This is a genomic window from Arthrobacter sp. K410C, assembly GCF_059090105.1.
Map to the genome: position 1 here is coordinate 1 of NZ_JBNHFJ010000009.1, position 23,815 is coordinate 23,815.

The window sequence follows — 23,815 nt, forward strand, 5'->3', positions numbered from 1 at the left end:
TGAGGCGGCCGGCCAGGACGCCGGCACCGGCTGCCAGCAGCAGGAAGGTTCCGGGGCGGTTCCGGGCAAAGCGCTGGACTTCGGTCAGAAGGTCCCCCGGTTCCTTGTTCTCGAGCCAGGTGGCCATGGAGGAGGTGCGTTCAGCGGCCTGCCGGATGAGGTCGCTGGCCATGCCCTGCTGGTCCGGGGCGTCAGCCATGCTCTGCAGCTGGCCGGAGATGGTGCGGATCCCCTCGGCCGCCTTCTGCTGCTGCGTGCCGGCCTGGCTGCTCAGGCCTGACTTGGCCTGGTGCAGCAGGTCCTGCGCGCTGTTCTTCGCCTCGGCAGCCACATTGGCAGCCTCACTCTTGGCCGTCTGGGCCACGCCCTGGGCTGCCGCTGCTGCGTCGCCTGCAACGTGTGAAGCCTCCTCCTTGGCCGCTTGGGTCTTGGAGGTGCCGGAGGCGTCCGCGGCAGTAGTGGTGAAGCTGGCGTCAGCTCCTGTGGCCGGTGTGGCGTATGGATCGGCCGGCGTGGTGTTCGGGGTCTGGGGCCATTGGTTCTCTGTCATCGGGCTCTCTTCCTCACGGGTTGGCTGGCGATCAAGAACCAGCAGTGCTGGCGATTAGTAAGCATGGTTACTAACTAGATCCTAAGCACACTTCCCATTTGATGCGCAAGGGGCGCCGGCTGCTGCTTTGCATTTTCCGCGACCAGCGTATGGGGTGGATAGTAAGCCTACTTGCGAATTTGATGCTAAGCATGCTTATTGTAGGAGCGTAGAGAAGCAGGCCCACCCGCCCCTTGCCGCCTACAGGAAGGCCATGGCCGATGACGAGCAACCTTGATCCCGACGCCCGGAACAGCTACCGCCTCATCACATTGGCGGCACGCCTGGTCCAGCGGCGGCAGGATGACGCGCTCGCCCATCTGGGCCTGACGCGGGCTGCAGTGATAGCCCTGGAAGGGCTGGCCGCAGGCCCGTTGAACCAGGAGCAGCTGGCTGAAGCCATCCGCGTGCAGAGCCAGACATTGGGCCGGATCCTTACCCGCCTCGAGGCAATGGGCCACATTACGCGGACCCGGCAGGCAACGGACCGCCGGCAGCTTAAAGTTGAACTTACCGAAGCAGGCTTCGCGGCCTTGGAAGCTGCCCGGCACGCCGAGATCAATGCCTACCCGGATGACCCCAGCATTGGCTGGAAAGTGCTGCAGGACGAGTTGACCAAATTCGTTACTGCCCTCCCTGCCAGCCGGCATCCGGAAGTAGTCCCCTTCGTGGCACCCGACCACCGGACGCGCAGGCCCCACACGTCCAGGCCCGGGGGCCGGCGGGGTCCGGACCAACCGCTGCAGTCGGAAGCGGGCCAGCCAATGGAGCCGCACCAGCAGCAAAGTCCGGAGGACAACGCCTAGCGCTGGTTGCCGTCCTCTTCGTAAGGCTGCCCGCTATGCTGGTTGAGCCCGGCTACCCGGCGGGTACGGCCGGTCCAGTGGACCAGCGAAGCAGTGCGGCAACGTCCACGCCGTCCGGCAGGACGGGGCCGGGGACCAGTAGGACCCGCGCATCCGTCAATGCGGCTGCCCTCAGCAGCGCCGCAGGTGCGGGAACCTTCCCCAGCACTCCAGCAGCCAGGGACTCCTCTTCGGCAGTGGCCACCCAGGGTTCGGCATCAAGTGCCAGCAGGGTCCGCTCCGACAATGCGGCGTCATCCAGGATCAGGACATCCACCTGGGCCTGCTGCAGGGCATGGACCACAGCCCCGATGCCGGTGGCCGACTCCGGATTTGCCTGGCCTTCCTGCGTGGCCAGCCGGTCCATAACCTCCTGCTGCTCGGCAGCCCAGAGTTCCGCGACGCGCTGGTTCACCTGATCGGTGAGTTGCTGTTCATCGGCCCCTGCCGTGTGCGTGTGGGAGTCGACCATCGAAACCAAGGCCTGCGTGGATTTCGAGAGCTGGTCCTGTACCAGTCCGCGGGCCCGGATGTCGCCTGCCAGGACCACCAGCCTGGCCCCGCTGTCACCGACGATCCTGTCGATCTCGCCGGCAACCTCGTCCGCGTTGCGGCGCCAGACGTCCTCCGTGTGGTGCTGGAACCGGAGATGGGCCCAGCCCCCGCCCTGGAACTTGCTCACATGCTCTGTCTCGCCCTGCACTTCCTGGGTGCTGGCAGGAGCGCCAGAACCGGCGTGGTACAACCTGATCTCCCCGTGTTCGCGGCTTACTTCCGCAACCACGTAGGCGAACTCTTCGGGCCGGTGTTTCACCAGCGGCAGCAGATCGGGAACCGGGTCCACGGAGATCCGTTCCGGCAGGACCAGCTCACCGGGGAGGACCTCGTTAACCGCCGCCTTGCCCTGGTTGACCAGGACAAACCGTGCCACCGGGGCCGGAACGCCGGCCGCAGGCGTCACGGCCTGTTCGATGGCGTCCAGATCCTGCGCCGCGGCTCCTTCGGACTGCAGCCGGGTCCGCAGATTGCCGGGCAGGACGTCCCCGGCTTCCAGGGTGTCCACCGTGCCAGTTCCCGCGTTGACGTAGGCGGTGCACCATGGCCCGGGCAGCCGGTACAGGTCAGCGTAACGCTTGAGGCTGCCCGTCACTGTTCTCCCTCCTCATCATCGATGGGGTCCGGTGCTGCGACGGGGTTCAGTGCCTCCTGGACCTCGGAAGGATCCGTGCTGTCCGGAAACGGCTCGGTTTCGCGGAATTCTTCCGCGTGGGCCGGCTGGTTCCCCCGGACGGCCCCTTGGGCCTCGTGTTGCATCTGGTCATCCAGATTGGAGCCGTGTTTGGCGTTGCCTCGTTCGGCCATGACGATCTCCTTCGCGCGTGATTAGTATCACAGGCTTACTAGTTCGTCATTTCACGGTAGCACCGCCATGCGGCCGATTGAAGGGGGATTCAGCGGGCAATTCGCCTAAGCCGGGCAAGCGTCCTTCAGTGCCTGGACTGACTCTTCCGGCACCTGGTCGCCGGCCTGCGCAATCTCGCCCAGCGGCGTCGTAATTTCCGCGGGAACACCTGCCGTACGGGCTGCGGAGACCAGTCCGGCCAGAACCTGCTTGTCCTCCACGCTTACCAGTCCGTCCTGGACCACGGCACAGATCTGCCGCTTCACTTCGTCCGCGGCCGCCGTGGCAACCTTGGACGCGGCGTCACTGGCGGCATTGGTGGCGGCCTCCTCCACGGCACCGCAGCCGGCAAGCAGCAGCATCAGGGGGACGGCGGACAGGGCGGCAAGGCGGCGTTTCATTCTTCCAGCCTAGCCGCTGCTCCACCACCGTCCCGGGCCGGGGCGTGTCAGTGCGAAGTGGCCGCCGGCACACCGAGCACGCTGTCCAGCAGCCCGTTCCGGAACTTGCCGTCCGGGTCATGTGCTGCTGCCAGCGAGCGGAATCCGGCAAACCGGGGGTACAGCTGCTCCCAGTCGTGGCCGTCGGGTGAGAACAGCTTGCCCCAGTGCGGCCGGGCCCCGAAGGGACGGAGCCGGTCCTCAAGTTCGGGAAGGAGGGCCTCCACCTCCGGCTGCAGGGGCTTCCAGGTGAAATGCAAGGCGGCGCTCTGTTGGCGGTAGAACGGGCTGAGCCAGAAATCGTCGGCCGCACCGGTGCGGATTTCCGACACGAACAGCAGGGGTGCCAGCTTGTCCGCCAGGCCCCGCAGCGCGTCGATGGCGGCGGGTGCGTGTTCCAGCGGAAGGATGAATTCGCTTTGCAGTTCCTCGCCCTTGCTGGGCGTGAACTCGTGGCGGAAGTGCGGCAACCGGTCAAGCCACGGACCGGCCTCGTCCAGCTGCTGTGTGCAGTTCTCTGCGGACATGTCCGGCAGCGGGTGCCGGGGCCGGGTGGCTGCCGTCGCGCCGAAGAGGTCGGCCAGGGGCGGTTCGTCATCGAGTGCCTTGAGCCAGACCTGGCTGATGGCATCGTCGGCGTAGTTCGTGAAGAGGCTTACGCTGTAGGCGCTGGACACCAGGGCGGCGAAGTTTTCCAGCGCCCGGTCCCACGGCAGGTCCTGGAATACCCGCTGGCGCATCCGGAAGCTGGGCTGGACGGACAGCTCCAGGCCGGTGACGACGCCGAATGCCCCCAGTCCCACTACGGCGGCCAGGAACTCGTCGCCGTCCGCGCGGGACAGGGTGGCCACGTCACCGCCGGGCCGGACCAGCTCGATGGCCTGGACGGCGCCCGCCAAGGACTGGTTGCCAACCCCGGACCCGTGCGTGCCCGTCTGCACTGCCCCTGCCACAGATATGTGGGGCAAGGAAGCAAGATTATGGATGGCCAGGCCCTGCCCTTCCAGCGTGCGGCACAGCTCGCCATAGCTGATGCCGCCGCTGACGCGGACTGTGCCTTTCGCCGAATCTGGCTCGATCTGCCGGGGCAGGGCGTCCAGCATAACGTGCACGCCGTCCGTGTCGCCCACCCGGTTGAAGGAGTGCCGGGACCCCAGTGCCTTCACCCGGGGCGAGCCGGCAACAACCTCGGCCAGTTCGGCCACGGACCCGGGCCGCTGCACCTCGCGGGATGAGTAGTCGAGGTTTCCTGCCCAGTTCTTCATAAAGTCGGCTTTCGGTCGGCGGGGATGGCTCCCTCCACTGTCAGCGCTAACAATCATGGTGTCAAGGCGAGCAGCAGTCCGTCTGCCTCGCCGGGAACTAGGACCCCTCCCGGTGCTCCAATGGTCCGGATGGGCCAACGCCCGCGGCAGCCGCGTCGCCGAGGTTCCCCGGGCCACGCCGACTTGAGCCTGCGTGAGGAACAGTGCCCCGGGTGAGGTCGGCGCCGATAAGGCAGGCGCCGCGCTGGTCCGCCCCGCACAGCTGGCGGTTGCGCAGCCCGGCACCCGCCACGTCCGCACCGGCATGCAGTTGCCGGCATCTCCGCCGCCATCCCGGGCGGCGGAATAGCCGGCCCGGACCTCCGCGCTCACCCTCACGCAGCCCATCACCGGCCCGGGAGTGGAGGGCGTCGACGTCGAGGTCCAGCAGGTCCGGCAGGTTCCCCTCCGCTTCCGGCGCCTCAGGCGTCAGTGGCAGGGGTGCGCGGCGGTGGGACGCGGCGGCTTCCGGTGGCCTCGAAGGCGGCGGCCAGGTGCAGCAGTGCCGAATCGCTGTACGCCTTGCCGGCGAAGGTGAGACCAACCGGCATTGCAATGTCCGGGGCCAGCCCCATGGGCACTGTGACCGTGGGAATGCCAAGGTGCCGGGCAACCAGGTTCCCGTTGGCCACCCAGACGCCGTTGCGCCAGGCTAGGTCAGCCGAGGCTTCGTTGACGTCGGCATCCGCCGGGCCGACATCCGCGGCTGCAGGGAAGACGACGGCGTTCAGGCCAAGCCCGTCCATCCACTCCTCCAGGTCCACCCGCCGCGTTTCCTCCAGCCCCTTCAACCCCTCCTTGAGGTGCGGAATGTCCACGAGGGAGGGAACCCCGTGCTTACGGATCCAGGCGGGGTAGTCGCTGATGTCGTCGTCGAACCCGTCGTACCGGTCCGGTAAGGAACCGTCCGGAGCGGGGAAGATGGCGGCACCGTCGACGTCGGCCAGCCGGTTGAGGTGCGGGTCCCCATTGGCGTCCAGGAAGTCGTTCCATGACCAGGCGGAGAGGTCCACGATCTCGCGGCGCAGGTACTCCGGCGGTACCAGGCCGCGGGTGGCGATGGTGGGCGCGCCGGGACGGTCGCCCTCATAGTTGGACACCACCGGGAAGTCGACTTCGACGACGTGGGCGCCGGCGGCTTCGAGATCCCGCCGCGCGGCATTCCACAGCTCGATGAAGGACTGCCGCGTTTCGATGCGCTGCCCGGTGGGGCCGCCGATCCCGCCAGCCAGAGCTGTTCCGGCCTCCGGGTCCGCGTTGATGTACATCCGGGGGATGCCCAGCCGCTTGCCGGCAAGCACACCCCTGGCGGCGGCACTGTCCCGGATTGCGAGGTCCAGGTAGGAGGCCGGGCGGATCTCGGAGGCCTTGGGAATCGGCACCCACTGCTGGACCCGCCAGAAGTCGCCCCGGGTTTCCGCGTCGTCAGCCACCACGGCGTCCAGGACCTCGAGGAGGTCGTCCATGGTCCGCGTGTGCGGCACCACTACGTCCATAGTGGGGACCAGCGGCCAGTTGCCCCGGACGGAGATCACGCCCCGGGAGGGGGTGTAAGCGCAGAGGGCGTTGTTCGACGCCGGCGCCCGGCCTGACGACCAGGTTTCCTCCGCAAGCCCGAAGGCGGCGAAGCTGGCGGCCGTGGCCGTGCCGGAACCGTTGGAGGACCCGGAGGCAAAGGCGGCGGTGAGGTACTCCGCGTTGTAGGGGCTTTCGGCGCGCCCGTATACGCCGCGCTGCATACCTCCGTTCGCCATGGGCGGCATGTTGGTCAGGCCGATCAGGACGGCACCCCCGGCGCGGAGCCGCTCGATGGTGAAAGCGTCCTTCTGGGCCACCAGGTCCTTGAAGGCGGGAGACCCGGCGGCAACAGTGAGGCCGCGCGCCTGGTAGCTGTCCTTTGCCGTGTAGGGGATGCCATCCAGGGGTCCGAGGGTGGCATTACGGGCGCGGCGTTCGTCTGATGCCCTAGCGTCGGCGAGGGCGTCCGGGTTCATCACCACCAGTGCATTCAGATGTATACCGGAGGAGTCATACTTCTCGATCCGCGCCAAATACAGCCGCAGGAGCTCCTCGCTGGTGACCTCTCCCGCCTCCAGCGCCGCACGGAGATCCCTGATGGAGGCTTCGACGACGTCGAAGCGGCCCTTGGTGCCCGGCGTGCCGGCTGTCTCGGCGAGCCTCATGCCGCACCTCCCCGCACGGCCGGCTGCTGCTGCGTGATGCAGTGGATGCCGCCGCCGAAGGCGAAGATGTCGCGTGCGTCCACCAGTTCCACGGTGCGGCCGGGGTAGGCCCGCTCCAGGATGCCGGCGGCGATGGCGTCATTGGGGTCGTTGAAGGCGCACAGTACCACCACGTTGTTTGCCACGTAGTGGTTGATGTAGGACCAGTCCACGAAGCCTTCGTCGTCCTTCAGCGTGGTGGGGGCGGGGACGTCGATGATCCGCAGGGGCCGGCCCTGTGCGTCCAGGTGGCCCGTGAGGGCTGCCTTCAGCTGCAGGTAGACAGCGTGGTCCGGGTGGGCGGGGTCATCCTGGCGGTGCAGCAGGATGGTGCCCGGGCCAGCGAAGGAGGCCACAATGTCGACGTGTCCGCGGGTGCCGAACTCGTCGTAGTCGCGGGTGAGTCCGCGGGGCAGCCAGATTGCCTTGGTAGTGCCCAGCGCGGCGTGGACCTCGGCCTCCACCGATTCCCTGGTGGCTCCCGGGTTACGGCCGGGATCCAGCTGGACAGTCTCGGTCAGCAGCACCGTTCCGTCACCGTCCACATGGAATCCGCCGCCCTCGTTTACAAGGGAGCTTGACCTGACGGGAACGGAACTTTCAGCCGCGATGATGCGGGCAACGTCCTGGTCCTTGTCCCACGCGGCCCACTCCTGCGCGCCCCACCCGTTGAAGATCCAGTCCACGGCAGCCAGCGAGCCGTCCTGCTGGTGCACGAAGGTGGGCCCGCTGTCCCGGAGCCAGGCGTCATCGAGGGGAACTTCGAGCACCGCGATGCCGTCGCCGAGCCATTCCCGGGCTGCGGTGGCATCGCGGGGATCGGCCACCACAGTGACGGGTTCGTAGCGGGCGATGGTCTGGGCCACCTTCGTCCAGGCGGCGCGGGCGCGGTCCAGCGTTGCACTTCCTACTTCACCGAAAGTGTCGTTCGGCGGCGGGAAGGCCATCCAAGTGCCCTGGTGGGCGTCCCATTCAGCGGGCATGGAGGTTGCCGGTGCGGGTTTCGCGGCGGCTGCGGTGGGGGCGGGAGCGGGTTTCATCGGTATTCCTGGGTCTTTCGGTCTGGCTGGTGGAGGGAAAACGTCTTAGGCGGGCTGGCCCACGCGGGCACTGGTTACGGCGGGACGGTCGGCCGGGGAGGCTCCGGCGTCGTATGCCACCTTGCCGCCTATTACGGTGAGCCGGGTGGAGTTGGTGAGCAGTTCGGCGGCGTCTGCCTGGAGCGGGTTGGTGTCCAGGACGGTGAAGTCCGCCAGGTAGCCGGCCGCGATCCTGCCCTGGCGGTCCTCGGCGCGGCAGGAGTAGGCGGCGTCCCGGGTGGCATGGCAGAACGCATCAGCAAGTTCCAGGGCGTAGTGGGGCAGGTTTGCTTCCAGCGCGGGGTCAAGGGCGGAGCGGCGGGTGGCGGCAACGTACATGTTGGGCAGCGGCTGGTGCGGTGCCGTCGGCGCGTCGGTGCTCAGTGCAAGCGTGGCGCCGGCTTCCGTGAACTCGGTCCAGGGGAAGGCCCGCTCGCAGCGGTGGTCGCCCAGCATGCTGCGCCAGTTGTCCTGGATGGCAGGGTCGGCGTGGACGGGCTGCATGGAAGCCACGACGCCGAGGGCGGCCAGCCGCTTTACGTTCGCCTCCGTGACTGTTTCCAGGTGTTCGATGCGGTGCCGGCGGTCCCGCGGCCCGTTGCGGCGGTACGCCTCCTCCAACGCATCCAGGGCGATGTCCGACGCTTCGTCGCCGATTGCATGCAGGGCGATCTGCAGCCCTGCGGCGTCCGCCGCAACCACGACCGGGGTCAGCGATGCGCGGTCCCAGACGGGCTCGGCGCTGCTGCCGTCGGCGTACGGCTCCTTCATGGCGGCGGTGCAGCTGTCGATGACCCCGTCCACCATCACTTTGATGCCGCAGATCTGCAGCCAGTCATCGTGCAGTTCGGCCGCCAGCCATGCGGCCTTGGCCACCTGTGCCAGGTTGTCGGACTCTGCTTCGTGGCGGGCCACCAGGAGGTGTCCCTTGACCCGGATGGGCAGGGTGCCGTTCCGGCGTTGCATGGCGCGGCGGAAAGCGGCAAGGTCGTCGTCCTGCACGGCCATGTCCACGGCACTGGTCACGCCAACGGCCAGGTAGTTGGCGAAGGCCTCCTCCAGCTGGGCGTCGCGGTCCTGGTCCGTGGCATGCGCCGCAAGGGCGGGCCAGATCATTTGCTGTACTGCCGTTTCATACAGCACCCCATCAGCCTCACCCGTCTCAGGGTCCCGGCCGATGCGTCCGCCGATGGGGTCCGGGGTGTCTTTGTCGATGCCCAGTTCAGCCAGGGCAGCGCTGTTGACCCAGACGGAGTGCAGGTCATTGGCGTCCAGGTAAACGGGGCGGTCCGGGACCGCTGCGTCCAGCAGCTGGCGGGTAGGGGCCTGCCCGTCGAGGGCGCTGTGGAGCCAGCCCGCGCCGAGGATCCGCGGTGCATTGCTGGCCGCGGCAGAATCCCGGAGGCGCTGCTGCAGGTCGGCGAGGCTGGCGGCGTCCCGCAGCTGGACCTTCTGCAGGGCCTGGCCCGTCATCAGCAGGTGGGTGTGCGCGTCGACGAAGCCGGGCAGGACAAAGCGGTCTTCAAGGTCCACTTCCACAGCGCCTTTCCCTGCCGCGCTGCGGGCACCGGCTTCGTCTCCCACGTGGATGAACTGTGATCCTTCCACCACGAAGGCTTCCGCGGGAGTGCCATCGGCCGTGAACACGGCGGCGTTGGTATAGAGCGTGCGTGCAGGCAAGGGACTGCTTTCCTTCAGGTCGGGGAGGGACATTAGACGATGACCGCCTTGTTGATGTTGGTCGAAGGGTTGCCGGCCGCCTCCCGGTCCATCCGGACGGACAGGCGGGAGATCAGGACCAGCGGAACCGCCAGGACCAGGGTCATGCCCGCCAAGACGTAGCCGAGGACGTCATACCCTGCCGAAGCCGAGACGAACGTTCCGAAAAACGGGGCGAACGAGGAGCCGATCAGGTAGACGCCGAGCACCGGGGCGGACCAGCGCCCGGATGCGTCCAAAGCGGCCGCGGTGGCCACAATGTAGATGAAGGCCAGCATGTAGATGGTGTTCCAGGCGATGATCACGGCCATGTACAGGCTCGGATCGGTGACGGTTCCGGACAGCATCTTCAATGCTGCCCCCGCTACCAGCGCCACGGCCAGCGGCGCTGTCCTGCCGAGCCGGCGCCCGGCGAGCCCGATCAGGCCCGAGGCGAGGAGCCCTCCGAGGGTGGAGAGGCTGAGGACCAGGCCCATGCCGGTTTCGTCGAGCTGCGCCTGGTCGGCTCCCATGGTGGCGGCCACAGCCCAGAGGGAGTCCTCACTGAGGGCCCACAGGGCGAAACAGGCCAGCAGGCCGACTCCGGCGAGGGTTGTGGATCGGGAGCCCTTGCCCGGCGCGGCGGCTTCCCGTGGTCCGTCTGTGCTACCGGCAGGGTTGCCCGGCAGCCAGGCCGTGGTGAACAGGGCGGCCAGGGCAAGGCCCGCGAGCAGGCCGAACGCGCTGCCCATGCCGGCGCCCACGGCCGGGATGACGAAAAGAATCACGGAAACGATCACGCGGTTGGCGAAGCCGCTGAGGCCCGAGGCGCGGTCCGGGTTGCGAAGGGCGCCCAGTGCGGCGCCGCCTGCCGAGACGGCCCCGCCCGCGCCGAGCCCGCCGAGCAAAATACCGGCGACGACGACGGGAACGGACGGGATGAAGGCCGCGGCTGCGAAGCCTGCCGCAGCAAGCCCCAGGCCGGCGCGTGCCACCAGGTATCTTCCGTTTCCCGCTGCCAGCCTGGACGTCAGCAGGCATGCCACGGCACAGGCGAGCAGCGAGCCCGTCATCAGGGTGCCGGCTTCGGTGTCCGAAAAGCCGAGGTCGCCGGTCAGGGCGACGATCATGACGGGAACCAGGTTGGCGGTCATGAAGCCGACAACGCTGATGCCGAAGACGGAAATTGCCCGGCGCGGCGTCAGGGGTAAGCGCCCTGTGGTGGGGTCGTCCTGGGACATGGACTTCTCCTTGCTGGGGTGGAGTGAATGCCGTCACAAAATGAATGGCCTTCATTTATTATGAAGATGCACCCCGCCCAGCACAAGTGTTTTAGTGAAAGCCTTTCAGAAACTTATCTTTGTGACCTGTCTTATCCCGGCCACGATGGTCTCCAATCCGAAAGCGAAGGCGGCGTCGGAGCGCTCCGCAGGGGAACCCAGTCCGGCGATGGCTGCCGTCAACGCAGGAAATTCCCCGGGCGGGGGAGACCAGACGACGTCGGGGGCAGTCAGTTCCAGTGCCGAGCCAAGGACCAGGTAGTCCACGGTGGTGATGGCCGGGACGATGACCGAAGGGTCAAGGCCTGCCCTGCCCAGGACGATCGCCATATCCTCGTAGATCCGCATCACGCCCAGGTCCTGGACGGTCTGGGTTACCAGGAGCGGCACCAGGCGCGGGTGGTCCACCAGGCAGTCACGGTATTCGTGGGCCAGCGTCCGGAGTGCCTCGTCCCAGGGCAGGCTTGCAGGATCAAAGTGCCTCCGCCCGGCGAACTCCGAGAAGACGAGCCCGCGCATCAGCTCAATAATGTGCTCGCGGTTGTCGATGTGGTTGTAGAGGGAGGCCTGGCTGACGCCAAGTTCCCTGGCCACTTTCGGAAAACTGAAATCTCCGGTGGCATCAACCAGGGACAGGGCGGCGCGGATGATGGCATCCACGGACAACAGTGGTGATCGCGGGCGCGGCATGGGAACTCCTAAGCACAGGGCGGTCCGTTCAATGTAGCTGGCCGCTCCGGTCCCAGGGAGGCAAGGATGGCCCCGGCCAGTTCCGCCGGCCTGGTGAACTGCGGCCAGTGGCCTGTGGGCAGGTCCACGTATTCCACGTCCCGGATCCGGGCAAGCTCTGCCACGAATGGATGGCCTGCCTCGATCCACTCGCGCAGCGTGGCAGAGGGAAATTCGCAGGCGATGACTGTGGCGGGGACGTCGTAGCGCCGCTCGTCGTGCAGGTGCTGCGGATCGTAAGCCACGCCCCTGGGCTGCGGAATGGCCCGTGCGCGGAACTTCCGGCGAAGGCCGTCGTCGAGGTCCACCAGGTCCGCGTCTTCGAATCCTTCCCAGGGCGGAAGCAGAACGTCCTCGCCGTCTGCCGGCAGTTCATCGTTGATCACGCCGCCCTCACCAAGGGGGCCGCTGTCCACGTAGACGGCCCGCGCAATCCTGTCCGGGCGGGCATCAACCACCCCGTGGATGATGGCCCCGCCGCCGGAGTGGCCCACCAGCACCACCTTTCCCTCGGTGGCGTCCACTTCCGACACCACGGCGTCGATGTGCTGGCGCAGGCCAATCCCGGCACGGTTGGCATCCACAGACTCCAGGCCGGGGAGGGTGAGGGGATGAGTGCGGTGTCCCGCAGCCTCGAGCGCCGGCGTCACCTCCTCCCAGGAGGAAGCGTCCAACCAGAAACCGGGAACCAGGATGATGTCCATGACGGAACCCTACTCTCCGGGGGCGACAAAAAGGCCCCGGCCAGGCCTCCCCGGGTGCGCAAACAGCAGAGGGGGCTTTTGCAGGCGGAAGGGCAGCAGTAAAGTCCGGACATGACTGCTTCCTCCCCAGCGCAGCCCGCCAGTCCGGCCAAGCGCGAAACATTCTCGTCCCGCCGGCTCTTCATCCTCTCCGCCATCGGCTCGGCGGTGGGGCTGGGCAACATCTGGCGCTTTCCCTACATCGCCTACGACAACGGCGGCGGTGCGTTCCTCATCCCGTACCTGGTGGCCTTGCTCACGGCCGGCATCCCGCTGCTGTTCCTCGACTATGCCGTGGGCCATAAGTTCCGCGGCTCGGCGCCGTTGGCCTACCGGCGGCTGCACCGTGTCGCAGAGCCGCTCGGCTGGTGGCAGGTGCTGGTCTGCTTCGTGATTGCTGCCTACTACGCAGTGATCATCGCCTGGTCACTGATGTACACGGTTTTTTCCTTCACAGAGGCGTGGGGTGACGACGCCGAGGGCTTCTTTTTCGGGAACTTCCTCAGCATCGCCGAGGCTCCCGGCCTGGGCTTCGAGTACGTGCCGTCCGTGTTCTTCCCGCTGCTTTTGATCTGGGCCGCCGTCATCTTCATCATGGTGGCCGGGATACGGAAGGGCATCTCCCGCGCCAACGCCGTCCTGCTGCCGCTGCTGATGGTGATGTTCCTCCTCCTGGTGGTCCAGTCGCTCTTCCTTCCGGGAGCGGCTGAAGGCCTAAACGCCTTCTTCACCCCTAATTGGGCGGCGCTCGCGGATCCTGGCGTCTGGGCGGCAGCCTACGGGCACATCTTCTTCTCCCTTTCCGTGGGGTACGGCATCATGGTCACCTATGCCTCCTACCTGAAGCGCCGGACGGACCTGACGGGCTCCGGCATGGTGGTGGCCTTCTCCAACTCGGGCTTCGAGATCCTGGCCGGAATCGGTGTCTTTGCCGCCCTGGGCTTCATGGCCCAAGCAGCGGGTACTGCGGTGGACGAAGTGGTGACGCAGGGCATCGGGCTGGCGTTTGTCGCGTTCCCCACCATCGTGTCCCAGGCCCCGTTCGGAGCTCTCATGGGCGTTCTGTTCTTCGGGTCGCTGGTTTTCGCGGGCATAACGTCCCTGATCTCAGTTCTGGAAGTCATTGTGGCCGCGGTCCAGGACAAGCTCGGCTGGGGCCGGGTCCAGGCGTCGCTGGTGGTCAGCGGTCTGGTGGCGGCGGTCTCGCTGGGACTTTTCCCCACGGCCACCGGCCTCTACCTGCTGGACACCTCTGATGCATTCGTCAACAGCTTCGGCATCACGCTCGGGGCCCTGGTCACCGTCGTGGTGCTCGCGTGGTTCCTGCGCAAACTGCCTCTGCTGTCCGCCCACCTGAACAGGATCTCCACCGTCAAGATGCGGCGCACGTGGATGATCCTGGTGGCCGGCGTCGTTCCATTGGCGCTGATCTACATGGTGTCGAACGAGTTCATCAGCAAGATCACCGCCACCTATGAGGGTTACCCGGAATGGTTTGTGGGCATCTTTGGCTGGGGAATGGCCGGGGCCCTGGTGGTGCTGGCGCTGGCGCTGACATTCATCCCCTGGAGCCACCGGTCCAAGGCCCACCACGACCCCGAATACGACGCCGTGGTGGCCGAAGAGGAAAAGGAGAAGGCACTGTGACGCCGATAGCCATCACCATGATGATCATCGCCATCCTCACCGTCTGGGGCGGCCTGGTCCTGGCCCTGCTGAACCTGAAACGGCATCCGGAGGACGAGGGCGCGCTGCCTGAGGAGCACGCCCCGGAGCTCTGATGGAACAAGGTTACGGGGGAGTGCAGCACCGTTGAATGGCGCTGCACTCCGCCTTCACCTGCCGGGAGGAACGGGGAAGCCGACGGCGTCAGTGGCAGCCTTGCCGTGGGCGTTCTGGAACACTGCCCGGACCAGAAGGCCGGCATGGTCATTTGCGTTAAAGGAAACTTCGAGCGCTGAGCGGTAGGTGCCTTCGTCCGTGCGCTTCGTCACGGGCTGGTGGTCCGCTGGCTGCCAGCTTGCGCCGCCGTCGTTCGACAATTCCCATACTGCTACCGGACCCGGCGTGCCGCCCGCGGTGGCTGTGATAGTGGCGGCACTGCCTGCTGCGGTGGCCTTTGGCTGCTTCAGGACCGACGGCGTTTCTACGCTCTGGTTGAACACCGGCCAGCCGTCGGCCCAGTCAATTTTCTGGATGCCGAGGGTGGGGAAGTACGGAAGGTCCCCGTTGGAACCGTCGTAGTAGTGGAAGGCCAGGTAGTCGCCAAAGACGGATTGACCACCAGGGCCGGTGATCGCGCCGTGCGAATCAAGCACCACGGATCCGCCACCGCCGAACATGTCGCGCCCTTGTTTGTCCAGGTACGGCCCCTTGACAGAGGTGGAACGGCCCACGGCCACCTTGTACGTCGAATCAGCGCCGCGGCAGCAGGCGTCAAACGAGACAAAGAGGTAGTAGTGGTCCCCGTGCTGGGTGATGTACGGCGCCTCGATGGGGTTCCCGGGCATGAACCGGTCCGCAATATTCACAGTCTTGGACTCCCATCCGGCAACCGGCTTTCCGCTCGGCCACTCAATGGGGACCAGGAAGATGCCGTACCAGAACGAACCGATGGCCATGTAAGGGGTTCCGTCGGCGTCCTCGATGATGCCGGCGTCGATGGCGTTGAAGGTCTTGGCGGGATTGCTCGGGTCGAGGTCGGTGGCAGGTGAGGAGACCACCAATCCCTGGTCAATCCATTCATAGTCGGGATCGCTTGGGTCAAGGGTGGTGTTGGTGGCAACGGCCGTCAGTGACTTGTTGCCGCCGAATCGTGACGCCGAGTAGTAAAGGTAGTAGGTGCCGTTGTGTTCGGTGATTTCCGGTGCCCAGAGGTTGCCGGGCAGTTCGCCGTCGGAGAAGTGCTCGTCGATCCACGCCGGGATGCGGTCCCAAACCGTTCCGGTGTACTCCCAGGTTGTCCCGTGGTCGCGGGAACTCCACATCTGAATGGTGCCGCCGTTCTCCCGGTTCACCAGGCCGGTGGAATAGACATACCAGGTGCCGTCGTCGGCAATAATCAGCGCCGGATCATGAATGGGCGAGGTCTGTCCCACCACCGTTTTCCCGCCGGGGGGATCGAAAGGGAGCTTCTGCTGGCCCGGGGGCTTTTCGGACTGGCTGACCTGGCTTTGGGCAGCCGGGGTAAGGGCGGGGCCGGGGGCGGCCGCCGTGGGGAGGGCTGCTGCCAGGGCAAGGGTTGCAGCGGCTGCCAATCCTGCGGCGCGCAGCACCCAGGGACGTGACTTCATCACGTGGTCCTTCCGGGAGAGAGGGCTGGTCGGCAGCAGGGATGCGCGGCGCCGGGGTTTCTTGCAACGTTGTAAGAAAAATATGGCATGGATCACGTTCCCGGTCAACGACGGCGGAGGCTGGCCCGAAAACAAATCCCCCGCCTCCTCTTGACGGCGCAGGAAACGCTGTGTGAAGGTTCTTACAACGTTGCAATAAATCGCCCCGGATGCCGGTCCGCCACCGCGGACAGTGGGGCTTTCCGTACCACCCCACCAATACACTTGTGTGCTCCACCCAACCCGGAAGGACTGCGTGATGATGAAGTCACGTCCCATGGCCGCGACCCTGGCGCTCTTTACCGCCGCCGGCCTGATGCTTGGCGGTTGTTCCGCCCCCTCCGCCGAGGACAGCGGCGAAAAGAAACTCACGTTCATGTTCCGGGGAGGTGAGGACGAGAAAAAGGCCTACGAGAAGGCGGTCTCCCAGTTTGAAGCGGACAACGGGGTGGACGTGGAAATCATTGTCACCACCGCAGACCAGTACGCCACCAAGCTGAAGGCAGCTATTGCCGGCAAACAGGTTCCGGATGTCTTCTACATCGGCCCCGGCGACGTCCAGGCCTATGTGCAGAACGGCATCGTCAAAGACATCACTGAGTACGTTGAGGGTTCGGACACCATCGACCTGGACAACATCTGGGAATACGGCGTGGACAGCTACCGGTATGACGGCAAGCGCGTCGGCGAGGGTGCCATCTACGCCCTGCCCAAGGATGTGGGCCCGTTCTCCTTCGGCTACAACAAGACCATGCTGGAAAAGGCAGGAATCCCGCTGCCGGACAAAGACAAGCCATACACGTTCGACGAGTTCGTGGCCGCCGCCAAAAAGCTCACCCAGGACACCAACGGCGACGGCACCCTTGACCAGTGGGGCACCGGCCTGAACGTCCAGTGGAACCTGCAGCCCTTCGTCTGGTCCAACGGCGGCGACTGGCTCAACGAAGACCGGACAAAGGTGACGGTGGATACGCCCGAGTTTGCCGAATCCCTGCAGTGGTTCGCGGACCTGCAGAACGTCCACGCCGTTACGCCGTCCGTGGCTGAGGCGCAGACCTTGGATACCTACCAGCGCTGGATGAAGGGTGAAATCGGGTTCTTCCCCATCGCCCCCTGGGACCTGTCCACTTACCAGAAGCTGGGCTTCGAATGGGACGTCATTCCGTACCCGGCCGGGGACAGCGGGGAAACCGCCAGCTGGATCGGCACCCTGGGCATCGCCGTCTCCGAAAGCACCAAGCACCCGGAGGACGCAGTCAAGCTCGTGGAGTACCTGACAGCCAACAAAGAGGCCCAGCAGAGCCTGGTGGATGCCGGCATCCAGATCCCCAACCTCAAGGACATGGCCGAGGCCTGGGCTGCGGACACCAGCACCAAGCCGGCCAACAAAGAAGAGTTCCTGCAGATCGTGAAGGACTACGGCCGCGCCCTGCCCGGCGGCAATACTTTCAACGCCGAGTGGTACGACGAACTGTTCACCAACATCCAGCCCGTCCTGGACGGCAAGCAGACTGCCGCCGACTACCTGAAGGAAGCGCAGCCCAGGATGCAGGAATTCCTGGACGCCGCCAACCAGCAGGCCGGAAACTAGCGGGAGGGATCACCGGTATGACAACAACCATCACGCGGCCGCGCCGCTCGCGGCTCCACCGGAAGGAACACCAGGCGGCCCTCGCTTTTGTTGCCATACCGGTGATCGGTTTCCTCCTCTTTACGCTCTTCCCACTTCTTTTCTCGGTGTATGCCTCCTTCACCAACTGGAACGGCATCTCGGCACCGGTCTTCAAGGGTCTGGACAACTACACCAAGATGTTCGGTGACCGCTACTTCCTCCAGTCGCTGTGGAACACCTTCTACATGATGATCGGGATTCCCATCGGGCTGGCCATCTCGCTGGGCCTGGCGCTGGCGATGAACCGGAAGATGCGCGGAACCACCTTCTTCCGCACCGTCTACTACCTCCCGGTGATCTCCTCGATCGCCGCCGTCGCGATTCTTTGGCAGTGGGCCTTCAACGGCGACTTCGGTCTGATCAACCAGGGCCTGGCACTGGTGGGGATTGACGGCCCCAACTGGCTCCAGGACACAAACACCGTAAAGCCGGCCCTCATCATCATGGCCATCTGGAAGGGCCTGGGATATTCCATGCTGCTCTACCTTGCCGCCCTCCAGTCAGTGCCCCGGTACCTCTACGAGGCAGCGGCCCTGGACGGCGCATCGGCCTGGCAGCAGTTCCGCCACATCACCATCCCCATGGTCCGGCCGGTCACGTTCTTCCTGATCGTCACCAGCATCATCGGCGGCTCCCAGATCTTCGTGGAAATCAACATCATGACTCCCACGGGCGGCCCCGAGTTCCAGTCCGCTTCCATTGTTTGGTACATCTGGCAGAAGGCCTTCGACAACCTCCAGATGGGGTACGCCTCCGCCATGTCCGTGGTCCTGGGGCTGCTGGTTTTCGCCATCACCTTCATCCAGTTCCGGCTCAACCGCCGCAACCAGTTCTCCATCGATTGAGGCAGGCAGCCATGTCCGCACAGAACGTCATCACCACCCCTCCGCTGGAACCCACGCAGGAACTTCCGGGCGCCGGCGGGGGCGCGGGCTCTACCGCGTCCCGCACCAAAAGCGGCCGGCCGCGCTCCACAAGGGAAACGCTCCGCCTCGGCAACGTCATCACCACACTGATCCTGAGCGTGGGCGCGATCGTCATGATTGCCCCGCTGGCGTGGACCTTCTCCACCTCCCTCAAGACGAAGGACGGGGTGTTTGCGCTTCCGCCGCAATGGATTCCGGACCCCTTCGTCTGGGAAAACTACGCCCGCATCTGGACTGCCGGCCCGCTCCTCAGCGGCATCCAGAACAGCCTGATTGTGGCCTGCTCGGTGACCATCGTGGGTTCATTGACGTCCGCGCTCGCAGCCTTTGCCTTTGCGAAGATGCGGATGCCCTTCAAGAACGTCCTGTTCCTGGGGCTCCTGTCCGGCCTCATGATCCCGTTCCCCACCCTGATGATTCCGCAGTTCACCATCTTCGCCAGCATCGGCTGGGTAGACACACTCCTGCCGCTGATCGTGCCGGGACTCTTCGGGAACATCATCATGATTTTCTTCCTGCGCCAATTCCTGAACAGCATCCCCGATTCCATCGTGGAGGCGGCCCGCATTGACGGGGCCTCCTACCTGCAGATCTTCTGGACCCTCATCATGCCGGCCATCCGGCCGGCCCTGGCCGCGCAGTTCATCCTCTGGTTCATGGCCATGTGGAACGACTATCTGGCGCCCATCATCTACCTGAATTCGCCCGGCACCCAGACGCTGCAGCTGGTGATCGCGAATTTCAATGCCCAGTACGCCATCCAGACGGACTACCCGTTGATTATGGCGGCGTCCTTCGTGGCGCTCCTTCCGGTGCTGATCGTCTTTGTGGTCTTCCAGCGCCAGATCATCGAGTCCATTGCGCTTTCCGGATCCAAGGGCTGAGCCGTGGCTACCGACACTGATGTCTCCCGGGAACTGCTTCCGCTTCCCGCGGGTGCCGCCTCACCGGCTGCGTCATGGGGCTCCCGCCACGCGCACGACCCTACGGTGGTGCAGGACGACGACGGCACCTACTTCATGTTCTCCACCGACGCCGTTGCCAATTCGCAAGACATTCCCCCAGGGGTACATATCAGGACCTCCACCGACCTGGTGGAGTGGACCTACGCTGGTACTGCCTTAGGCGGTGTCCCGCAACCCGCCGCAGCCTGGTCCGGCGCGCAGGGGCTGTGGGCGCCTGATGTGGTCCGCTGGCCCGGCGGCGGATGGCACATGTACTACTCGGCGTCGACCTTTGGTTCCAACACCTCCGCCATAGGCCTTGCTGTTGCTTCGTCACCGGCCGGCCCCTGGGAGGACCGCGGTCTTGTGGCGGCCACCCGCTCCGGCGAACATTCCCAGAACGCCATAGATGCGGCGGTCACCTTCGATGCCGACGCAAAGCCATGGCTCACGTACGGGTCCTTCTTCTCGGGCATCTATACCCTGCCGCTGGACGCCGAAACGGGCCTGGCCCTGGTGGAGGGGGACCTCGGAACGGTCATCGCCCGCCGCCCCAAGTCGGTGGAGGGTGCCGTGGAGGGGGCCTTTGTCCTGTACCGCCCGGAGGAAGATGCGTACGTCCTCTTTTGCTCCTACGACTCGCTGTTCAGCACCTACAACATCCGGGTGGCCCTGGCGGACTCCATCACCGGCCCCTACTGCGACTTCCTGGGCAACCCGATGACCGACCTGGATTCCGCGCCTGCGTCAGTGGGCACCAAGGTCCTGGGCAGCTACCAGTTCGACGGCGGCACGGGCTGGCTCGCGCCGGGCCACAACTCAGTCCTGACCCAGGAGGGGCCGGACGGGCGGGCCGAGCATTTCGCGGTCCACCACGTCCGCTTCGCGGCTGATCCCAGCCAGCATGTGGTCCAGCTGCGCCGGATCTTTTTCACCGCATCCGGCTGGCCTGTCGTCTCGCCCCAGCCCTTCGCAGGGGGAGAGCGTGAGGCGCTGTCCGCGTCCGTTCCGGTGCAGGGAACCTGGCAGGTCCTCCGCTTCGCCCCGGAGACATCAGACCTCGTCCCGGCGGTGGCCCTGGGCGTCGAGTGCATTGACGCCGCCGGCGCAGTTTCCGATGGTGCCCCCGCACGGATGAGGCTTCGCGTTGCTGCTCCTGGCGGGTCCGATGGTGCCGTTGAACTTGATGCCGTGGTTTTCGCTTCATGGGACTGGTCCCGCAACCGCCCGGCCCTGTCCTTCAGCGGCCTGGACCAAGACGGGGTGGTTTGGAGCGGAACCCGGGAGTCAACGCATGAATGAGCTGCCGCTGGGGTGGGCCGGCCGCGTGATGGGCTGGCTCCGCTTCTGCACGGCTCTGGTCCTGGTCAACGTGCTCTTCGTGGCCGGGACCCTGGCCGGACTCCTGGTCCTGGGCTTGTTCCCTGCAGCCGTGGCCGCCAGCACGGTCCTGGCCAGGCTGCGGGACGATTCTGCCGGGGGCCACCTGGCACGCGACTTCGTCACCGCCTACCGGTACCAGTTCCGGCACGCCAACCTGGTGGGAGGCGCCTTCTGGATCACCGGCGTCGTACTGGTCCTCAACTTCTGGACCCTGCTGGGTCCGGCAGGGACCACGATGCCCCACGTGGTGCGGGCAGTCCTGCTGGTACTGTCCGCCGTGGCTGCCGCCGTGACCGTTGCTGCAGCCGCCACCGCGGTGTCCATCTGCACCCGTTACCGGGACACCGTCAGCAAGACATGGCGGGCGGCGTTCATGCTGCCGGTCATCTCGCCCGTCATGAGCCTTTCCCTGCTGGCCACCCTGGCAGCGGCCAGCGTCATCTTTTCCGGAATGACGGTGCTGGTGCCCCTGGTCGGCGCGTCGCTTCCCCTGCTCCTGTCCGGATGGCTTGTGGGCCGCAGGCTCGGCGGACTGGAACCCGCAAGCCCATAAGCCAGCCTGCTCCCCAAGCATTCTTTCCATCTTGTCCTTCGCTAGTTATACAACGTTATAAAGAATAGGAACCCCCGTGACCATCACCTCCGCCGCTGCTGAACAGACCGACCTGGCTGTCGTGGCACCAACTGTCATCACCGTGAACCGGGACGCCGTGGTGGCCCCCGTCAACCGCCGGATCTTCGGCTCCTTCGTGGAGCACCTTGGCCGCTGCGTCTACGACGGAATCTACGAGCCCGGACACCCCACGGCCAATGAGGACGGCTTCCGCCTGGACGTCATTGAACTGGTGAAGGAACTCGGCTCCAGCACCATCCGCTACCCCGGCGGCAACTTCGTCTCGGGCTACCGCTGGGAGGATGGCGTGGGCCCCCGTGACCAGCGCCCCGTCCGGCGGGACCTTGCCTGGCACTCACTTGAATCCAACCAGGTGGGCCTGGACGAGTTTGCCCGCTGGTGCCAGCTCACCGGCTCGGAACTCATGATGGCCGTCAACCTGGGCACCCGGGGCATCGAGGCCGCCCTGGACCTGCTGGAGTACACCAACCACCCGTCCGGCACGGCACTCAGCGAGCAGCGCATCGCCAACGGCGCCAAGGACCCCTACAACATCCGCATGTGGTGCCTGGGCAACGAGATGGACGGGCCCTGGCAGATCGGGCACATGTCCGCCGAGGACTACGGGAAGCTGGCCGCCCGTACCGCGTCGGCCATGAAGACGGCGGACAAGAACCTGGAGCTGGTGGTCTGCGGCTCCTCCGGGTCCTCCATGCCCACGTTCGGCGAGTGGGAGCGCGTGGTTCTGGAGCACAGCTACAACTACGTGGACTACATCTCCTGCCATGCCTACTACCAGGAGCGCAACGGCGACCTGGGCTCCTACCTGGCGTCCTCGCTGGACATGCAGTATTTCATTGAGACAGTGGTGGCCACGGCCGACCACGTCAAGCACAAGCTCAAGAGCAAGAAGACCATCCAGCTGTCCTTTGACGAATGGAACATCTGGTACCTGGACGAGCACCAGGCTTCTGACGAGGTCAATGAAGAATGGACGCACGCGCCGCGCCAGCTGGAGGATACCTACTCCGTTGCCGACGCCGTGGTGTTCGGCAACCTGCTGATGACGCTCCTGAAAAACCACGACAGGGTTGCCGCAGCCTCCCTCGCCCAGCTGGTCAACGTGATCGCGCCCATCATGACCGAGCCCGGCGGTGACACCTGGCGCCAGACCACGTTCTTCCCGTTCTCCGTCACGTCCCGGCTTGCCAAGGGCGAGGTGCTCCGTCCCCGCATTGAGGCCGGAACCTACACGACGGCGGTGTACGGCGAGGCCCCGCTGGTGGACTCCGTGGCAACCAACGACGCCGCCACCGGAGAGTCTGCCCTCTTCCTGGTCAACCGCAGCCAGACCGAGTCCATCGACGTGACCATCAACGTCGCCGAACTCAACGCCACGGTGGTCACTGAGGCAGTCACCCTGCACGATGAGGACGTCTACGCCAAGAACACCCTCCAGGACCAGGACCGCGTTGGCCTGAAGCAGCTCGACGGCGTTGTCCTGGACGAGGGAACGCTCACGGTGACGCTTCCTCCCGTGTCCTGGTCCGCCGTCGCGCTTGGCTGACGTGCCGTTCCACGCCAAACGCGCCGCTGCCCGCCGCCCGCCCAGGACATGGCCCGGGGCCTGGCTGGCAGCGGCGCTCGCCGCCGTCGTCCTTCTCCTCGCCGGATGTGCGGCACCCGGCACGGCGACCGAGGCGAAGCCCGCCGGGCTCACGGGCGATTTCTTCACCCACGATCCTGCGCTGGTCAAGGGGGAGGAGGGGGAGCCGTGGTTCATTTACTCCACCGGCAACGGGCAGGTGGCGGACGGCAACATCCAGGTGAGGCGGTCCGCGGACGGCGTGGACTGGGAGTATGCCGGTGAAGTGTGGCAGGAAAAGCCTGCATGGCTTACCGAGGCGGTGCCGGGGGTGGACAACCTGTGGGCGCCGGAACTCTACGAGCATGACGGGACCTGGTACCTCTACTACTCCGCCTCGACGTTCGGCAGGAACCTTTCTGTCATCGCCCTGGCCACCAACACCACGCTGGATCCCGCGGACCCCGACTATGAGTGGGTGGACCGGGGCCAGGTGATCTCGTCCAAGGGGGAGCATTTCAATGCGATCGACCCGGGCATTGCCGAGGACCAGGACGGCACGCCCTGGCTGTCCTTCGGCTCCTTCTGGACGGGGCTGCAGCTGGTGGAGCTTGAGTGGCCGGGCGGCCTGCGGGCAGGGACGGAAGAACCGGTGGCCATCGCGGACCGGAAGGCCCCGCCCAACGCGATCGAAGCGCCCTACATCCTGCCGCATGACGGCGCCTACTACCTCTTCTTCTCCCGCGACTTCTGCTGCAAGGGGCTGGAGAGCACGTACAACATCGCCGTGGGGAGGTCGGACAACATCACCGGCCCCTACGTGGATGCGGACGGCAAGGACCTGCTCGACGGCGGCGGCACGCCTTTGCTGGCATCCGAGGCCGGGCGCGTGGGGCCAGGCGGGCAGTCCGTTTCCGGGAACGTCCTCGCCTTCCACTACTACGCAGAGGAACTGGACGGCGCCTTCCGGCTGGGGCTTGCCGAGCTGGAGTGGAAGGACCGCTGGCCAACGGTGCGGTGGGAGTAGGC

21 protein-coding genes and 1 pseudogene are annotated in these 23,815 nt (G+C 65.9%); 10 read left to right on the forward strand and 12 right to left on the reverse strand.

Annotated elements, in window-relative coordinates:
- Window positions 1-550 (reverse strand): annotated as a pseudogene (locus AC5RU7_RS13555) (hypothetical protein); the annotation flags it as partial.
- Between the two features lie 260 nt (window positions 551-810).
- Here AC5RU7_RS13555 and AC5RU7_RS13560 point away from each other — a divergent pair.
- Window positions 811-1,395: a MarR family winged helix-turn-helix transcriptional regulator gene (locus tag AC5RU7_RS13560; RefSeq protein ID WP_494011361.1), complete on the forward strand. Its 585-nt coding sequence runs from the start codon at window positions 811-813 to the stop codon at window positions 1,393-1,395.
- 52 nt (window positions 1,396-1,447) lie between these two features.
- On the opposite strand, the gene AC5RU7_RS13565 is transcribed toward AC5RU7_RS13560, so the two are convergent.
- The 10 genes from AC5RU7_RS13565 to AC5RU7_RS13610 form a co-directional block, all read right to left on the reverse strand.
- A complete protein-coding gene (locus tag AC5RU7_RS13565) occupies window positions 1,448-2,584 on the reverse strand; it encodes a baeRF2 domain-containing protein (RefSeq protein WP_494011360.1) in 1,137 nt (378 codons plus the stop codon).
- Window positions 2,581-2,796, reverse strand: a complete 216-nt coding sequence (locus AC5RU7_RS13570) for a hypothetical protein (RefSeq protein ID WP_494011359.1) — start codon at window positions 2,794-2,796, stop codon at window positions 2,581-2,583. Before AC5RU7_RS13570 ends, AC5RU7_RS13565 begins: the two co-directional genes overlap by 4 nt.
- Before the next feature lie 105 nt (window positions 2,797-2,901).
- Window positions 2,902-3,237 carry a hypothetical protein gene (locus AC5RU7_RS13575; RefSeq protein ID WP_494011358.1) on the reverse strand — a complete coding sequence of 112 codons (336 nt, stop codon included), beginning with the start codon at window positions 3,235-3,237 and terminating at the stop codon, window positions 2,902-2,904.
- A 47-nt stretch (window positions 3,238-3,284) separates the two neighbouring features.
- Window positions 3,285-4,541, reverse strand: a complete 1,257-nt coding sequence (locus tag AC5RU7_RS13580) for a D-arabinono-1,4-lactone oxidase (protein ID WP_494011357.1) — start codon at window positions 4,539-4,541, stop codon at window positions 3,285-3,287.
- Window positions 4,542-5,002: 461 nt separating this feature from the next.
- On the reverse strand, window positions 5,003-6,763 hold the full coding sequence (locus tag AC5RU7_RS13585; RefSeq protein WP_494052670.1) for an amidase: 1,761 nt from the start codon (window positions 6,761-6,763) through the stop codon (window positions 5,003-5,005).
- On the reverse strand, window positions 6,760-7,842 hold the full coding sequence (locus AC5RU7_RS13590; RefSeq protein WP_494052671.1) for an agmatine deiminase family protein: 1,083 nt from the start codon (window positions 7,840-7,842) through the stop codon (window positions 6,760-6,762). The genes AC5RU7_RS13585 and AC5RU7_RS13590 overlap by 4 nt, the downstream gene beginning before the upstream one ends.
- Window positions 7,843-7,887: 45 nt before the next feature.
- A complete protein-coding gene (locus tag AC5RU7_RS13595; protein ID WP_494052672.1) occupies window positions 7,888-9,594 on the reverse strand; it encodes an amidohydrolase in 1,707 nt (568 codons plus the stop codon).
- Entirely contained in the window at window positions 9,594-10,820 is a 1,227-nt protein-coding gene (locus tag AC5RU7_RS13600) for an MFS transporter (protein ID WP_494052673.1), read from the reverse strand. The genes AC5RU7_RS13595 and AC5RU7_RS13600 overlap by 1 nt, the downstream gene beginning before the upstream one ends.
- Window positions 10,821-10,925: 105 nt before the next feature.
- Window positions 10,926-11,549: a TetR/AcrR family transcriptional regulator gene (locus AC5RU7_RS13605; protein ID WP_494052674.1), complete on the reverse strand. Its 624-nt coding sequence runs from the start codon at window positions 11,547-11,549 to the stop codon at window positions 10,926-10,928.
- Between the two features lie 8 nt (window positions 11,550-11,557).
- The gene (locus AC5RU7_RS13610; protein ID WP_494052675.1) at window positions 11,558-12,292 is read right to left on the reverse strand and encodes an alpha/beta fold hydrolase; all 735 of its coding nucleotides are present in this window, start codon (window positions 12,290-12,292) and stop codon (window positions 11,558-11,560) included.
- 111 nt (window positions 12,293-12,403) lie between these two features.
- Here AC5RU7_RS13610 and AC5RU7_RS13615 point away from each other — a divergent pair, with 111 nt between their 5' ends.
- Complete coding sequence (locus AC5RU7_RS13615; RefSeq protein WP_494052676.1) at window positions 12,404-13,978, forward strand: sodium-dependent transporter; 1,575 nt, start codon at window positions 12,404-12,406, stop codon at window positions 13,976-13,978.
- A complete protein-coding gene (locus tag AC5RU7_RS13620; protein ID WP_494052677.1) occupies window positions 13,975-14,112 on the forward strand; it encodes a methionine/alanine import family NSS transporter small subunit in 138 nt (45 codons plus the stop codon). The genes AC5RU7_RS13615 and AC5RU7_RS13620 overlap by 4 nt, the downstream gene beginning before the upstream one ends.
- A gap of 54 nt (window positions 14,113-14,166) precedes the next feature.
- Here AC5RU7_RS13620 and AC5RU7_RS13625 read toward each other — a convergent pair whose 3' ends face one another.
- On the reverse strand, window positions 14,167-15,624 hold the full coding sequence (locus tag AC5RU7_RS13625) for an arabinan endo-1,5-alpha-L-arabinosidase (protein WP_494052678.1): 1,458 nt from the start codon (window positions 15,622-15,624) through the stop codon (window positions 14,167-14,169).
- A 298-nt stretch (window positions 15,625-15,922) separates the two neighbouring features.
- Here AC5RU7_RS13625 and AC5RU7_RS13630 point away from each other — a divergent pair, with 298 nt between their 5' ends.
- The 7 genes from AC5RU7_RS13630 (at window position 15,923) to AC5RU7_RS13660 (ending at window position 23,813) form a co-directional block, all read left to right on the forward strand.
- The gene (locus AC5RU7_RS13630; protein WP_494052679.1) at window positions 15,923-17,254 is read left to right on the forward strand and encodes an ABC transporter substrate-binding protein; all 1,332 of its coding nucleotides are present in this window, start codon (window positions 15,923-15,925) and stop codon (window positions 17,252-17,254) included.
- A gap of 17 nt (window positions 17,255-17,271) precedes the next feature.
- Complete coding sequence (locus AC5RU7_RS13635; RefSeq protein ID WP_494011346.1) at window positions 17,272-18,180, forward strand: carbohydrate ABC transporter permease; 909 nt, start codon at window positions 17,272-17,274, stop codon at window positions 18,178-18,180.
- A gap of 11 nt (window positions 18,181-18,191) precedes the next feature.
- A complete protein-coding gene (locus AC5RU7_RS13640; protein WP_494011345.1) occupies window positions 18,192-19,145 on the forward strand; it encodes a carbohydrate ABC transporter permease in 954 nt (317 codons plus the stop codon).
- Between the two features lie 3 nt (window positions 19,146-19,148).
- Window positions 19,149-20,507, forward strand: a complete 1,359-nt coding sequence (locus AC5RU7_RS13645) for an arabinan endo-1,5-alpha-L-arabinosidase (RefSeq protein ID WP_494052680.1) — start codon at window positions 19,149-19,151, stop codon at window positions 20,505-20,507.
- Entirely contained in the window at window positions 20,500-21,141 is a 642-nt protein-coding gene (locus AC5RU7_RS13650) for a YesL family protein (RefSeq protein ID WP_494052681.1), read from the forward strand. Before AC5RU7_RS13645 ends, AC5RU7_RS13650 begins: the two co-directional genes overlap by 8 nt.
- A 121-nt stretch (window positions 21,142-21,262) precedes the next feature.
- Window positions 21,263-22,768, forward strand: coding sequence for an arabinosylfuranosidase ArfA (arfA, locus tag AC5RU7_RS13655; RefSeq protein WP_494052785.1), 1,506 nt, complete (start codon window positions 21,263-21,265; stop codon window positions 22,766-22,768).
- A gap of 1 nt (window position 22,769) precedes the next feature.
- The gene (locus tag AC5RU7_RS13660) at window positions 22,770-23,813 is read left to right on the forward strand and encodes an arabinan endo-1,5-alpha-L-arabinosidase (protein WP_494052786.1); all 1,044 of its coding nucleotides are present in this window, start codon (window positions 22,770-22,772) and stop codon (window positions 23,811-23,813) included.
- Window positions 23,814-23,815: the final 2 nt, after the last annotated feature.